Origin of the sequence: Acinetobacter sp. RIT698 (assembly GCF_009668065.1) — a bacterium.
GTDB lineage: Bacteria > Pseudomonadota > Gammaproteobacteria > Pseudomonadales > Moraxellaceae > Acinetobacter > Acinetobacter guillouiae.
In genome coordinates, this window is sequence record NZ_WJYH01000004.1 from 102,914 (window position 1) to 117,950 (window position 15,037).

A 15,037-nucleotide genomic window follows, 5' to 3' on the forward strand; every position below is an offset into this window, starting at 1 on the left:
CCCACGGAGAGAGACATGGCTGAACGCCTGAATAATGACTTTCAATTTCTGGATGTAGCACGCCAAGATCCAGAGAAAAAAGATATTAATGTCCGCAAAGCAGAGTTTGTGGAAATTTATAAACCTTTTACAGCGGAAGTTGCAGCAAACCAAACCCACCGTTGTTTAGGCTGTGGTAATCCATATTGTGAATGGAAATGTCCAGTACATAACTATATTCCAAACTGGTTAAAACTGATCGCAGAAGGACGTATTTTCCAAGCGGCTGAGCTTTGCCATCAAACCAATACCTTGCCAGAAGTATGTGGTCGGGTATGCCCACAAGACCGTTTATGCGAGGGTGCTTGTACCCTGAATGATGGTTTTGGTGCTGTGACCATTGGTAATGCCGAAAAATATATCAACGATACCGCCTTTGCTTTGGGCTGGCGTCCAGATATGTCATCGGTAAAATGGACCAACAAAAAAGTTGCCATTATTGGTGCAGGTCCTGCAGGTTTAGGTTGTGCAGATATTTTAGTTCGTAACGGGGTAAAACCTGTTGTATTTGACAAGCGTCCTGAAATTGGTGGATTGCTTACATTTGGTATTCCAGAATTCAAAATGGAAAAAGATGTGATGAAACGCCGCCGTGAAATTTTCACAGGTATGGGTGTTGAATTCCGCTTAAATACTGAAATTGGTACAGATATCACCATCGATCAATTGCTTGCAGACTATGATGCTGTATTTATGGGTATGGGAACTTATACCTATATGAAAGGTGGCTTTGCAGGTGAAGATTTTGATGGTGTCTATGATGCACTGGATTTCTTGATTGCAAATGTTAACCGTACACAAGGTTGGGAAAAAGATCCATCTGAATACATTAGTGTTCAGGGCAAAAAAGTCATCGTTTTAGGCGGTGGTGATACTGCAATGGACTGTAACCGTACTTCAATCCGTCAGGGCGCAGAGTCGGTAACTTGTGCTTACCGTCGTGATGAAGAAAATATGCCAGGTTCACGTCGTGAAGTGAAAAATGCGCGTGAAGAAGGGGTGGACTTTCAGTTCAACCGTCAGCCAATCGAAATCGTTGGTGAAAACGGTAAAGTGACGGGTGTAAAAGTTGTGACTACCCAGCTGGGTGACCCTGATAGCCGTGGTCGCCGTAGTCCTGAACCGATTCCAGGCTCTGAAGAAGTTTTACCCGCAGATGCGGTATTACTGGCTTTTGGTTTCCGTACCAGCCCAGCAGAATGGTTTGCAGGTGCAAATATTGGGTTAGATGGTTCTGGCCGAGTCATTGCAGCTGAAAAACAACAATTTAAATTCCAGACCTCTAATCCAAAAATCTTTGCAGGTGGTGATATGGTACGTGGTTCTGATTTGGTGGTGACTGCAATCTGGGAAGGTCGTGAAGCTGCTGAAGGAATTTTGGATTATCTTGATGTTTAATTTTTAGACATTAAATAACATCTATTTAAGAGCCCGCAGTCATGCGGGCTTTTTAATGCAAAAAAAATCAAAAAATTAATCTGAGTCAATCGTTTGCAGATAATGACTTAGCTTTAAGCTATGTTGTTTTGCCCGAGTTCTGATTTCAGTATGTGTATGTCCTAAAACAGTTGAAATATCATATAAGAACACGGGTTTTAAATATTCCATTCCGGTATAAAGTGCTGATTTTTGAATTGGAGATAAAAAGTCCTCCAATAATGAATGCTGTTGTTCTGTACTAAAATTCTGCTCAGGTTGGCCAATGGTCATACTCAGCAAAAGCTTTTTATTTTTAAGCTTGTCTCCTTTGGAACCATAGGCGAATTGATATGTAAATACCTGATCAAACCAAATTTTTAAAATGGCAGGTATACTGAACCAGTACATAGGACATTGTAAAATGATCAGCTCATGTCTTAATAGTGCACTTTGTTCTGCAGCAATATCGACTTGATAATCTGGATATAAATCATGAATATGGCGAATTTCTAAATCAGTTTGAGTTCTTGATAATTCATCGACAATGGTTTTATTTGCGACAGATTCAGTAAAACTGGGATGCGCTAAAATCAGTAATGCCATCTTGGTTTTTCCCACTATAAAAATTATAGTGAATATAAATATTATAGTTTTTATGTACAATAACTATCCATTTTGATAGCTGGCAGAAAAATGAATACTGAGCAAAACACCTGTGAAGTGACTTTTCACGATAAGACTTATCATTGTCCGATTAGCATGGTGATGGATTTAATCGGTGGGAAATGGAAAACAGTGATTCTTTATTATCTAAAGGAGGAGTCAAAACGCTTTAATCAACTTAAGCGTGATATGCCAGATATCACAGAAATGACCTTAAGTTTGCAACTCAAGCAACTGGAAAAGAATGGTTTTATTTCCAGAACCGTATTTGGTGACAAGCCTCCAGTCAAAGTGGTGTATGAATTAACTGCATTTGGTCAAACATTTATTCCTGTACTGGACGCTTTATCTGCTTGGGCACATGGCTTTTCAGAGCAAAACTGATTCAAAGTGGAGGCATTGAAATAAGTAGTTTTAATGGTTAAATCGGCTATGGAAAAGCGACGAAAAGTGCAATTTAGCAATAAAATTTGCCAATCACACTAAAGCAACAATTTGTTTTTTTAATAGAAAAAAGTTCCTAGACGAATCATATTTGTTTGGGTTCTATAAAACACATGCTTTTTTGTTGAATGTTTATATGACGTTGCAAGCATAAATATTTATAAATTGAGTTCTAATTTTGAATGGATCCTATGTGATTGTTTTAAAAATGAAAACACAACTCAACCTGATTGAAAAATGTCATTTAAGTCAATAAAAGCATGCTTATAAATCTCGATTTTAGGCTTTGTGTAAACGATAAAGCACTTTTTTGTGAATATAAGAAATATATTTATTTTTAATAAGTTTAATTATATCAATAGATTATGTTTTTAATTTTTTTAGATTTTTAATTAAGCCATGTGTTTTTTTGAAAATGATATTTTAGGTCAACTGTGTGGATGATTCTGCAATATACAAATATTGAGATTGTGCCAATATAGCTTAAATTCAGACAAATGTAGGATTATCCTTATGTCAACAGTTCAAGCGACGGCAGAAAAATCATATTTAAATCGTCCTAAAGCTATTGGTATTAAAGTCCGTAAACCAAGCTTTAACCCAAAAGCAATTCGCAGACATTTTTTTGCGAATTCTCCTGTGATGTCACATTTATTGACTGCGCTTTCTTCAACATTTCCGATTGGTGAGCAGTTCTTTGTACATAGTGTGCGTAATGTACGTGACAAAATCACGGATGAAAAATTGCAAGCGCAAATTGCAGCATTTATTGGTCAAGAGGCCATGCACTCCAAAGCCCATACTGAATTTAATGATGCATGGCGCCGTGATGATTATAACTTAGACAGTTTTCAAGCATGGTTAGCACGTCGAGATGCACTGATTAAAAGTGTACATCCAAAATTACAACTTGCTGTTACCGCAGCTTTTGAGCATTTTACTGCATTATTGGGTGGCTATATTCTTCGTCATCCTGAAGTTTTAAGCACTCTGGATGATGATGCGGTTAAACTTTGGGTATGGCATGCAATCGAAGAAATTGAGCATCGTGCAGTGGCATTTGATGTATATCAGGCGATTTATAAAGATGATCGTACTCGTCGTACAGTGATGCGTAATGTGACTACGGGTTTTGCAAGTTTAACGTTTTATTCGGCTACCCGTTTGTTTATGCAAGACTGGAGAAAAAGTTTACCTAAAGTGCCGCAAAATATCTTCGGGGTATATATGATTTCTAAAATGTTGATTTCATTGATTCCTGAATATTTATCTTATTACAAATCTGACTTTCATCCTGATGAAATTGATTATTCGAAGATTGTGGCGTACTGGAAAGAAAAGCTGGCAGATGATTATGGAATGGAAAGTTTCCAAGATGAAGTGCACCTGCCGTTATATAGTTAAGACAATCTTTTAGATCAAAGGGCCAATTTAGAAAATTGGCTTTTAGTCTTCTTGCTGACGTTGATGGATACTTTCTAAAGTATCGACCATAGTGCGGGTCATTTGGTCAATTTCATAATTGAGTTTGCCACCAATTTGGACATGTTTAAATGTCGTCAAACGTAAGGTTTCGGGGATTAAATCCACTGAAATTTCATTGGTTTTCCGATCCACGCGATTGACCGTCAGGCTGCAACCTTGCAGTCCAATAAAGCCTTTTTTAAAGAAGTATTTGATATTGTCATCTGGAATAATGATATCAATGTGTAGCGTTTCACCAGTATGAACCACATCTTTAATGGTTGCCATACCCTCGATATGCCCAAAAATATTGTGCCCACCGTTTTCCATGCCAGCTTTGATGGATCTTTCAATATTGACTTCATCACCAATTTTTAAAAATTGTAATGTAGTGAGAGAAGTGGTCAGTGCTGAAACATCAAATGAGGCTATATTTGCAACAGCATCAAAACTTGTTGCGGTTAGGCATGTCCCATCGATTGCAACACTGGCACCAATAAAAACATCGTTAAAAAAGCCATTTTCATTGGAAATATAAAGGGTTGTAAAATTATCACCTTGTTGGATGTTTACAACTTTTTCTAAGCCTTGAACGATACCTGTATACATCGCTGATCTCTTTTATTTAGCTGATTTTTATTGTACAGATTTCATTGAAGAGGACTAGGGCTGAATTTTAGATTTATGTTGTATAGAAGAGTCTAACATCATACTTAGATGATTTTTTAAAAGAGAATGAATATAGCAGTAAGGTTGCACAGGCTTATTTTATAGGGAAAATTCTAAATCATTGATTATATAGTCAAATCACCTAAATCATTATACAAATTATTGATTATAAATAAATTTATATTTCTCATGAACCTTTAGAAACTATTCGTTATCAATTCGTTTTTTGTATTTTTGAATCTTAGATGGTTGTCCTACCGTGTGGCGACATGGATGTCGCCGTTGGGCGGGGGTACAGGACGTACCCCTCGCCAAACTGAAGATTTTTGTCATCTTTTCATCTCTGAAAAGTGAGGCATCGCCTACGCAACGGTATTTAAACTTTGAATGTAAGGTGTGGCATTGCAAACAATTTATTTTTCCATACAATTGATTTAATTGGAAATATTAATCAAGAGAAATTATATTCTTGTGTATGCATTTTTTAATAGGTTGACTATAGTTTGATGATAACGTATTTCAGACGATCTAAGTTTGGTTGTGGCTTAAATCGGACTAAGTCAATATGCATTTACACTCAGTCCAATTCAATTTAGCCAATCAACCAATCAACAATTAGTCAGAAAATGAATTAAATCTTATCTTTAAACTGTTTTATGATTTTTTGACGTTGCCATGGTAAAGGACGATTAATCGCTTCAGGTACATCACCAGAGGTTGAACGCAGACGTAAATGAATTGCTGCCTGCGCAATTAAGTTTGCAGATACTGGGGCTGTAACAAAGGCAAGCAGGGTGATCAATAACTCTGCAAAACCTAAACGACTGTTAAACGCTGCGTAAATCATCCCCGCGATTAAAAAGCTGCCTAAGCCCAAGGTGCTGGATTTGGTCGGTGCATGTAGACGCATAAATAAGTCTGGTAATTTGACCATACCTATGCCACCCACCAAGGTAAAAAATGCACCGACAATCAAGAAGAATGAAACGATGATTTCCATGACAATTTGCATATTATTTTCCATGTACTTTCTCCTTAATCAACCACATGACCCGTTGTAAAATAACGAGCCAGTGCAGCAGTTGAAACAAAGCCCAGCATTGCAACCAATAATGCGCCTTCAAACATTGAAGTGCTTGCCCAATAAATACCAAGAATGACAACTAAGCAGGTTGCATTTAAAAACAATGTATCCAATGCCAGTAATCGATCTACGATAGAAGGGCCCATCACCAAACGAATCAAACATAACAACATAGAGATGGTCACAGCGAGCAGGCAAATGCCAAGTGCATAAGGTAAAATACTCATGAACGTGCTCCTCGTTGCAGGTCAAAGATTTCGATTAACGGAACTTCATAGCGGGTTTTAATGGCTTGAATTTCTGCATCTACATCATCACAACTTAGTGCATGAACCAAAATATCGCCACGTTCTTGATCAATTCCAGCACTGACTGTACCTGGTGTGGTGGTAATGATCATCGCCAGTAAAGTATTGACATGTTCATGGTCAGTTTCCAATGGAACTCGAAACCATTTTGGGGTGAGATTTTTGGTTGGGCCTAAGACTTGTTTAGCAACTTTAATATTGCTGACGATGATGTCCCATAGCACCACAAAAAATAATTGAATGGCGCTTTTCCAATGAATATTGGGTGTATGAATGATAAAGGGTTGAATCAGTTTAGGAATGATTAATCCCAAACTGATTGCCACAACAAAATCAAAGCTTTCAGCACTATGGTTCAACATAAGCCAACTCATTGCCACAATCACCGACACAAAAGGATGCGGTAAAATACGAGCGAATAATGATTTATTTTGCATTTATTGCTCCATAGGCTTGAGTTGAGCATTTTCAACATGTTGTTGCTGTTCTTGCCCCTGAATTTGGCGTTGCTTAAATTCAGAGATATGTTCGCCTTTTAGGGTTTCTGGGCTAATGATATAGGGAATATAGTGTGCATTTGGATCAACCATTTCACCATTGTATTTTGTTTCAGGTACATAGTGCGGATCGAAAGGTTGTACACTGATAGTTTCACCATGCCCATCCAATTTTAAAATACGCTGTTGATAAAGTGATGCATCAGAAACTTGCAGCGCTGTTTTTTCAACATAATTTAAAATTGGAGCAGCACAAACCACATAGACAATCAGTCCTGCCAATAGCAGGTAAACGCTTTTGTCATTGCGTGCAGGAGCTTGCTCGGGTAAGTCCTGATAGGCTGTATAAGCCTCTTCTTTCGGGTTGTCCTCAGGTGTCGTCGCTCGCCAAAACAGGATAAATCCGACTCGTGTAAATGCCAGAATACTTAAAAAACTCACAATCAAGATAATCGCAATAATCCAGCCTTGTGCAGCCAAGTTTGCAGTTGCCTGTAAGATTAAGACTTTGCCTAAAAAACCACTAAATGGCGGCAAACCTGCCATCATCAAAGCGATAAGAAAGAACGTCATGGCAATGACTTTGTCTTGCTTCATCTTTGGTGCGACTTTGAGATGATCTTTCATTGCACCACGTTGTGAGGTAATCCAGCCACAGAGCAAATAGAACGAAGCGGCTATGATGGTACTGTGAACGAGGTAGTACAACCCAGCAGCCCATGCTGGTGTGTTAAACATGGCAATGGCAACTAAAATCGTTCCGACTGAGGATAACACCATAAAGCCAACGAAGCGGCGTAAGCGTTCAGCTGCCAGTGCACCGATCACACCATATAATGATGTGATTAAACCAATTGGCAATAAGTAGTTGCTAAAGATCGTTTGTCCAAGCTGATCATTAAAGACAGTACCATTGACCCGTAAAATTGCATACACACCCACTTTGGTCATGATGGTGAAAATAGCAGCAACAGGTGTCGCGGCAACAGCATAGGTTTTTGGCAACCAGAAACCCACAGGTAACATGGCTGCTTTGATGCCAAATACAACAAATAGAAGCAAACCACCTGCTATAGCAAGACGATGTTGATCATGTTCCAAGGTTGGCAATAAACGACCGACATCGGCCATATTCAAACTGCCCACACTGCCATAAATCATACCTAAACCGATGAGGAATAGAGCAGAAGCCAGTAAGTTGATGGTGACGTAGTGAATGCCTAATTGGAAACGGGCTTTGCCTTGACCATGTAACAGCAAGACATAAGATGCCATCAGTAATATTTCAAAGAATACAAACAGGTTAAATAAGTCACCTGTTAAGAATGCACCAGTCAAACCCATTAAAAGAAGATGGAACATGGCATGAAAATAACGCCCACGTTCATCCCATTCTTTGCTGGCAAACCACAATATAGGCGCGGCAAGTGTGTAGGTGAGAACCAGCATTAACGCGGATAAGCGATCCAGTACCAAGACAATCCCAAATGGTGCAGACCATTCAGCAAGTTGATAAACAAAAATTTTCCCGGTATTGGCTTGAATCAGGTAAGCAATCGCAGTGGCGAGTCCAAGCATAACCGAGATTAAGCTAATACCACGGCGCCAAGGTTGTCGCCAATCATGTTTTAAAGCGCCTGAACCAGGATTGCCTAATAAAATCAGCATAAAGCCTGTAAATGCAGGAATTAAAATACTCAGGATTGGAGAATGAGCATACCAAAAATCTAAAAAGCTGGTCATTATGGCTCATCCTCACGTGGGTCAAAATTACTCGGTTCCTCTTTGGTGTCTACATGGTCTGTCCCAGACTCATAACGACTGCGTAATGCCAATTGAACGATAAAAGCAGTCGTTGCAAAGCCAATGACAATTGCGGTTAGCACTAAAGCTTGAGGCAAAGGGTCAGTGACTTTGCTGGCTTGGGTTAAAATCGCAGGTGAACTGATTTGTATTCTTCCCATCGAAAACAGGAAGATATTGACTGCATAGCCAATCATGGCTAATCCAAGAACGACTGGAAAGGTACGTGCACGAAGAATCAGATAAATTCCTGAGGCAACCAATAATCCAATCGCAGATGCAATTAAAAATTCTAAACTGATCATGCATTACTCCTTGGGTACTGGACCAGACATGCTTGAATGTCTAGAGTCGCCTAAAACAGAAATGAGTAACATTGCTGCACCAACAACCGTGACGTATACGCCAAGGTCAAATCCGGCAGCAGAGGCCAGATGGAATTTGCCAAATAGTCCTGATTCCACATAAATATGTGCACTGGTAAGAAACGGACGTGCCCAGAACCATGAAGCCAGACCTGAAAGCCCAGCAATGATCAGCCCTAAACCAATCCAAATTTCATATAAACGACCAGATTGAGCACGCAGCATTTTTTCAGCCTGATCTTGTCCAATCGCGATATATTGGATCACCAATGCCATGGAGGTAATTAAGCCTGCAATAAAGCCTCCGCCTGGATAATTATGTCCTCGTAAGAAAATATACAGACTTACTACAAGTGCGATCGGCAATACCCATGAAGCAGTCATACGGAACATCAGCGGCGATGGATTAAAACGATAGCTCAGGCCTTGAGTGATCGTGGTGCCATGAGCACGCATTCCATCCATCATGCACAGTGCACCAATGGCTGCGATACCCAATACGGCAATTTCACCAAAGGTATCGAAACCACGGAAATCAACCAGAATGACATTGACGATGTTTGAGCCACCGCCTAACGGAATTGACTGCTGAACAAAGAACCATGAAATCGAGTTATGATCACGTGTCATGATTAACCAGGTAATCCAACCAATACCAATGCCGCCACCAATTGCAATGACTGCGTCACGCCAACGACGGGTTTGGCTGGACTCATAAGGGGTCAATTGAGGAAGCAGTGATAAGCTCATCAATAGCAGAACAGTCGTGACAACATCCACGGTAATTTGTGTCAGTGCTAAGTCTGGCGCAGAGAGTGTGATGAAAATCATTGTCACGACCAAACCAATTGCGCCACTAATCAGAACTGCTTTGATACGTTCATGGTGAAACCACAGCATCATCCAGCAGGCAGAGAACAACAACAACCACAGCACGATCGCAGTAAAGGGTGCATGTGTGAGTTCACGTGTTCCTGTGGTTAAATTTTGGTTGATCAATGGCGTGGCAACCACGGCAATACTTAAGGCCAAAATCCACAATAAATAATTTTGTAATGAGCCAGTTTCAGTCTTTTTCTTAATTTTGCGTGAAATCAGCAAGAGATTTTTAAGGAAATCTTCAAATAATAATTTGCCTTGGAAACGACCTAAGCGTGGATCAAGATCAATTTCACGAATTCGCCCGCCTTTGGCCAAGGCGAAATAGAAAATCACACCACCAATTAAGGCAGTTGCACTCATCAGTAACGGTAAATTAAAACCATGCCAGATGGCTAAATGAACCCCTTCAAAACTTGCAATTTGTGTTGATGCGCGTGTTCCCGCATTGACAATGTTTTCAACCAGCAGTGCAGGAATGATCCCCACTAAAATACATAAAGTTGCCAATATGATTGCTGGAATTCGCATACCGATTGGCGGCTCATGGGCATTTTTATTGGGAACATTAGGCCCCACATCACCATCAAAAAATACACCATGTACCAGACGAACTGAGTAAGTAACCGCAAATAAACCTGCCAATGTCGCAACAATAGCTGCCAACACAACATAGCCACCAGATAAGTTTGCCAATAGCTCAGTAAAGAACATTTCTTTTGAGATAAAACCATTGGTCAAAGGTACACCCGCCATACTTGCGGCGGTAATCATGGTTAATGTTGCTGTAAATGGAAGAAGTTGCCAAAGCCCACTTAACTTTCTTAAATCCCGTGTACCAGATTCATGGTCAATGATCCCAGCGAGCATAAATAATGCCGCTTTAAAGGTTGCATGATTGATGATATGGAAAACTGCAGCAGCCACGGCTAAAGGTGAGCCTATACCCAAAAGGCACATGATCAGACCTAAATGACTGATGGTTGAATAAGCCAGTAAGCCTTTTAAATCTTCTTTAAAGATGGCAAAAAATGCCGCCATACATAAGGTCAGCAGGCCAATTGTGGTGACAAGATTATGGAACAGTGCTGAGCCAACAAAGATTGGCAGTAAGCGTGCAACCAGAAAAATCCCTGCTTTTACCATGGTTGCTGAATGCAGATAGGCTGAGACAGGGGTTGGTGCTGCCATGGCATTAGGCAGCCAGAAATGGAAGGGGAATTGCGCACTTTTGGTAAATGCACCCAATAAAATCAACAATAAAGCGGGAACAAATAAACCACTATTTTGAATTGTACTCGCCATCATGGTGAGTTGGTCAATTTGATAGGTTCCTGCGATTTGACCAATCAGAATAAATCCACCTAGCATGGCTAAGCCACCCATACCTGTGATGGTGAGTGCCATCCGTGCACCACGTTGCGCGGCGTCGTAGTTACTCCAATAGCCTACTAACAAGAATGATGAAATACTGGTCAATTCCCAAAAAACCAATAAAATAATTAAATTATTCGATAAAGAAATACCCAACATTGCGGCCATAAACAGCATCAACAATGCATAGAGCTTACTGAGAGAATTTTTTGGGTTTAGATAATAATAGGCATAGATATAAATCAGTGTGCCGATCCCCGTGATCAGCAATGAAAAAATTAAACTTAACGCATCTAATCGGAAACTAAAATCAATACCAATTTGAGGTAGCCATTGCCACTGCTCTAAAACGGCTTGTCCACTTAATACTGTTTTCGCTTGAGTCAGCAGCAGGATAAAACTGCTTAAACTGACCCCGATTGCCCCTAAGGCTGTTACCCCGCGAGAGAATTGCTTCAGCCACAGAACAACGATAGTGCCAAGTATTAATGGTAAAAGAATAATAATCGGAAGCACACGCGTATCCATTGTCGTGAATAGGTCGTGAAACCTATGTGAATCTTATCTTTCAAGGATTTGAGGAATGCAAGGAACAGTCCAATAACTTAAATCTTGAAAGCCGAATTAAATTAGTAATTAAAAAATGAGTTGTGTTGCGCAACTTGAGAAAGCGATTAGAAAATCAATTTGCATTGAAAAATCTAATTTAAATTGATTTTTTCATCTTATTACATGAGTAGAATAACATCAATTTATTTTGTCGTTTTTTACGCAAACATTTGTAATTATACGCTTCATGTGACTTTTTGCTGCTTGAAAATCATGCGCTAACAATCAATCTAGTATGTTTGGAATTTTATAGAACAAATAGAACAATGAATATGAACGTGAATATATTCATGATTTGAGAATGGAGTATAAAAGACAGTGTTTCACAATTGATGATCATTCACTGTCTGCTATTGACGGGTTTAGCCTGAGGTTTCTTATAATAAGAACTTATGTGACGTTTGGTCATCACCAGACTGCATTAAACGTTTTAATTCGGTCTTTTGTTCTTCACTCAGGTGTTTAAACTGCTCAAAAAGCTGTTGAACATTTACTGGCAGATTAGGTTCGGGTTCAAGCAAGTCCTGTTCAGCGCTTTTGGGAACCTCTTTGAGCAAGTTTGCATAAATATCTTGGTATTCTTGCCACACTTTATTGTTCTGAATTTCATAAAGCTTTTTATTGTCCAGTTTAAAACATTGATATTCGTCGGCTTGCTCAAGCAGCTCTTCATGGCTGGCTGTGGCGATGATCTGTAAACGAGGAAAGGCTTGATTTAAACGATCGAGAATTAACTGTAGGCCAAATTGGTCTAAATCAACATCAATTTGATCAATCAGTAAGATGCCTTCACCTTCTTCACAAGGATAAAGACTTAAAGGATTGAGTATGCACATGCGACGTACCAAATCACCGACTAAGGCCAGCCAATTTTTAACCGTATTCGACAGTTGTGAGTAAGTCAGACTTTGATTTTTATAAGTGACCATCAATTGTAATTTGGGTTGATATTCTAAATAGAGATCTGTGACTTCAGGAAGAACGATACTTAAGCTTTGCTTTAAGGCTTTTAAGCTGGGTGCATGTAACTGAGAACGGGCTTGAAATAAAATACTTTGAAAATCCTCATCACTTTGATTTGAAGATTCTTTTTGTGCTAAAACACTTTGAAAAAGTTGCGCGATTTGCGCATTTTCGATATCACTGATTTCTCGAAACCATTCGAAAAATCGTGCAAAGGTGGTATATGGAATCGGTACTAATTCATAGGCATTGTGCGCTTGTAAAATAATAGGATTATTTTTATTGAGAATATTCACTTCATTTACAAATCGTTCAGCAGGGTAGTAGGCAATTAAAGGTAAGCCTTGAACAGGATCTTTTTTGAGCACCAGATTATAACGTTCTACCAATTGTTCGAGTTGTACTAAGTCAACTTTACTCAGACCAACACCAGAACTATTTAAGGTTTTATATAATTGCCAATGACAACTTTGTGGATCTTGTTCTGCTGTTGCAGTGCTTTCTGCGAGTTGACCAAACTCTATTGGGAAACTGATTTTAACATCTATTTTGGATTGCACTCGATCTTGCATAATGTCTTGGTCGAGCATTACCACACCAGGTGTGCGCAAATCTTTTAGACGTGCAGGAAACCAAGTCAAAGCTTGGTAAATATTTTTAATAATTGCCGTTTTTCCACTGGCTTGTTCGCCAACAATTAAACTGATTGGTTTGTTTTTATAATTAAAATCTATTTTTAAATCAGCAAAATGGTATGTATGGCGAAAATGAATTGCTGCTAGTTTCATAGGATACCTGAAAATTGACTGACAGCATAAAAAGCTGTTGATATTTTCACCTTGCGATTTTTTTCGCTGTGACAGATGAATTGGTCAAAAACCTTATGCTGTTGCTTTATTTTTAAATGGCGCTTTTACTTTCAATTGTTGCACGAGATCATAGATGTGATGAATATTTAAGCTGACCTTTGCCCGTGTACAGGCGACATATAACAGCCTTAATTCTTCATCGCTGATTTTATGTTCTAAACCGTTTATTTTAAATTGGTAATCATCTTCGATATGTACACGATTCCATTCTAGCCCTTTGGCCTTATGTGCAGTTGAAATCACATAATCAGCTTGCTCTATTGGGGTTATTTTAGCAAGTGCTTTTTTGAGTGGTTCCGTACCGTGATCGTCAACCAATTTGACTAAGGGTTTGATATCACTGCCATCGTTGGTTTCACAGTATTCATGTACATCATGCCAAGAGTTAAACCAGGCCAGTTCAGGTACATCAACAACACGTTTACCTTGTTTAAGTAAACTTGCAGCATCAACAAAACGGTTGAGTTTTGCATGATCGGCTTGTAGTCCAACTTTATCGCCTTGCACGAGACCAGAAAGAAGCAACTCCATTGCACGTGCATTGGTGCGACATAAAATCGCATCACGCATTTTAGTATGTGGTTTATTGACCACACTCGATTTCATTTCAGGATTGCCCAATAAAGGCACAGTTTCATCCAATGCACCGAGCAAATGATTGGCCACATCTGCAATCGCATCACCAAAACGGAATGAAGTGGTTAAACGAGATTCAGGAAGTGGCATTTGTTGCATGGCATTGACCGCACCACGCCATGCATAAATTTGTTGATGTGCATCACCCACATAAATCACTTGGGTATTACGCTGACGCAATAAAATACCAAGCATTAATGGATCTGCATCTTGTGCTTCATCAAAGAGCACATAATCTGCTGGAATAAATGGATCTGATAATGCCCAGAGTTTTAAATAAATATCATGACCTATGCCTGCTTGATGATTGGTATCAATCGACTCTAACCAACGTCTTTCTACAGCAGGGTAAAGATGTTTTTGTAAAGACTCGATATCATCTGCATGCAGCCAACTTGGTGCTTGGATATGACGTGGTGCTGGATATTGTGAGCTGGTCGAGCAGAAATAGCTTACAGCATTGGCAACTAAACTCGCCAAACGACTGGGCATTAGCACATATTTTTCATAACGCCCGCCCATTAAACGTCTAAGCGTAATCGGTTCGAGACGATACTCTTTGGCAATAAAACTGGGACTTAAACGCGGCAGACGTAATTTATCGGTTACTCCACGCGACACACTACGAAAAGCCAAAGAGTGGAAGGTGCGGCAATCTACATTTTGATGAAATTTATTCTGTGCTTCTGTGGCAATTGCCTTATTAAAGGCCAAATACATCCCACGGCGCTCCGTCATCGCATCACTGATTAACTGCAAAGTCGTGGTTTTACCTGTGCCAGCATAGGCAATCACTTTAAATGATTGTCCTTTTTTCGCTTCTGCGATTGCAAAGCTTTGCTCAGATGTGGGTGTAAAAGAATAAGGCACAGTATTTATAAAATCTTATTAGCTTGAAAATTCAATATGGGACAGAGTATAGCAAAAATTGCTCAGCACTAGGGTGAAATCT

The 15,037-nt window shown here is 39.4% G+C and carries 13 protein-coding genes; 3 read left to right on the plus strand and 10 right to left on the minus strand.

Features of this window, described 5'->3' with window-relative positions; genetic code table 11:
* The first annotated feature begins 15 nt into the window (after positions 1-15).
* The gene (locus GJV03_RS03065) at positions 16-1,437 is read left to right on the plus strand and encodes an FAD-dependent oxidoreductase (RefSeq protein WP_004725441.1); all 1,422 of its coding nucleotides are present in this window, start codon (positions 16-18) and stop codon (positions 1,435-1,437) included.
* A gap of 75 nt (positions 1,438-1,512) precedes the next feature.
* On the opposite strand, the gene GJV03_RS03070 is transcribed toward GJV03_RS03065, so the two are convergent.
* A complete protein-coding gene (locus tag GJV03_RS03070; protein ID WP_056517469.1) occupies positions 1,513-2,061 on the minus strand; it encodes an NAD(P)H-dependent oxidoreductase in 549 nt (182 codons plus the stop codon).
* Positions 2,062-2,151: 90 nt separating this feature from the next.
* Between GJV03_RS03070 and GJV03_RS03075 the strand changes: the two genes are divergently transcribed.
* Complete coding sequence (locus GJV03_RS03075; RefSeq protein WP_056517466.1) at positions 2,152-2,505, plus strand: helix-turn-helix domain-containing protein; 354 nt, start codon at positions 2,152-2,154, stop codon at positions 2,503-2,505.
* A gap of 573 nt (positions 2,506-3,078) precedes the next feature.
* On the plus strand, positions 3,079-3,969 hold the full coding sequence (locus GJV03_RS03080) for a metal-dependent hydrolase (RefSeq protein ID WP_056517463.1): 891 nt from the start codon (positions 3,079-3,081) through the stop codon (positions 3,967-3,969).
* 42 nt (positions 3,970-4,011) lie between these two features.
* On the opposite strand, the gene GJV03_RS03085 is transcribed toward GJV03_RS03080, so the two are convergent.
* The 9 genes from GJV03_RS03085 to GJV03_RS03125 all read right to left on the minus strand — a co-directional run bounded on the left by GJV03_RS03085 (position 4,012) and on the right by GJV03_RS03125 (position 14,955).
* On the minus strand, positions 4,012-4,638 hold the full coding sequence (locus tag GJV03_RS03085; RefSeq protein WP_154129437.1) for a riboflavin synthase subunit alpha: 627 nt from the start codon (positions 4,636-4,638) through the stop codon (positions 4,012-4,014).
* Between the two features lie 691 nt (positions 4,639-5,329).
* A complete protein-coding gene (locus tag GJV03_RS03090) occupies positions 5,330-5,710 on the minus strand; it encodes a Na+/H+ antiporter subunit G (protein ID WP_154129462.1) in 381 nt (126 codons plus the stop codon).
* A 23-nt stretch (positions 5,711-5,733) separates the two neighbouring features.
* Entirely contained in the window at positions 5,734-6,009 is a 276-nt protein-coding gene (locus GJV03_RS03095) for a monovalent cation/H+ antiporter subunit F (RefSeq protein ID WP_004725452.1), read from the minus strand.
* Positions 6,006-6,527, minus strand: coding sequence for a Na+/H+ antiporter subunit E (locus tag GJV03_RS03100; protein WP_004725454.1), 522 nt, complete (start codon positions 6,525-6,527; stop codon positions 6,006-6,008). Before GJV03_RS03100 ends, GJV03_RS03095 begins: the two co-directional genes overlap by 4 nt.
* A complete protein-coding gene (locus GJV03_RS03105) occupies positions 6,528-8,330 on the minus strand; it encodes a monovalent cation/H+ antiporter subunit D (RefSeq protein ID WP_154129438.1) in 1,803 nt (600 codons plus the stop codon).
* Positions 8,330-8,695 carry a Na+/H+ antiporter subunit C gene (locus tag GJV03_RS03110; protein ID WP_004725457.1) on the minus strand — a complete coding sequence of 122 codons (366 nt, stop codon included), beginning with the start codon at positions 8,693-8,695 and terminating at the stop codon, positions 8,330-8,332. Before GJV03_RS03110 ends, GJV03_RS03105 begins: the two co-directional genes overlap by 1 nt.
* A 3-nt stretch (positions 8,696-8,698) precedes the next feature.
* Entirely contained in the window at positions 8,699-11,536 is a 2,838-nt protein-coding gene (locus GJV03_RS03115) for a monovalent cation/H+ antiporter subunit A (protein ID WP_154129439.1), read from the minus strand.
* 458 nt (positions 11,537-11,994) lie between these two features.
* A complete protein-coding gene (locus GJV03_RS03120; RefSeq protein WP_154129440.1) occupies positions 11,995-13,368 on the minus strand; it encodes an AAA family ATPase in 1,374 nt (457 codons plus the stop codon).
* Between the two features lie 93 nt (positions 13,369-13,461).
* A complete protein-coding gene (locus GJV03_RS03125; protein ID WP_004725463.1) occupies positions 13,462-14,955 on the minus strand; it encodes a UvrD-helicase domain-containing protein in 1,494 nt (497 codons plus the stop codon).
* Positions 14,956-15,037: the final 82 nt, after the last annotated feature.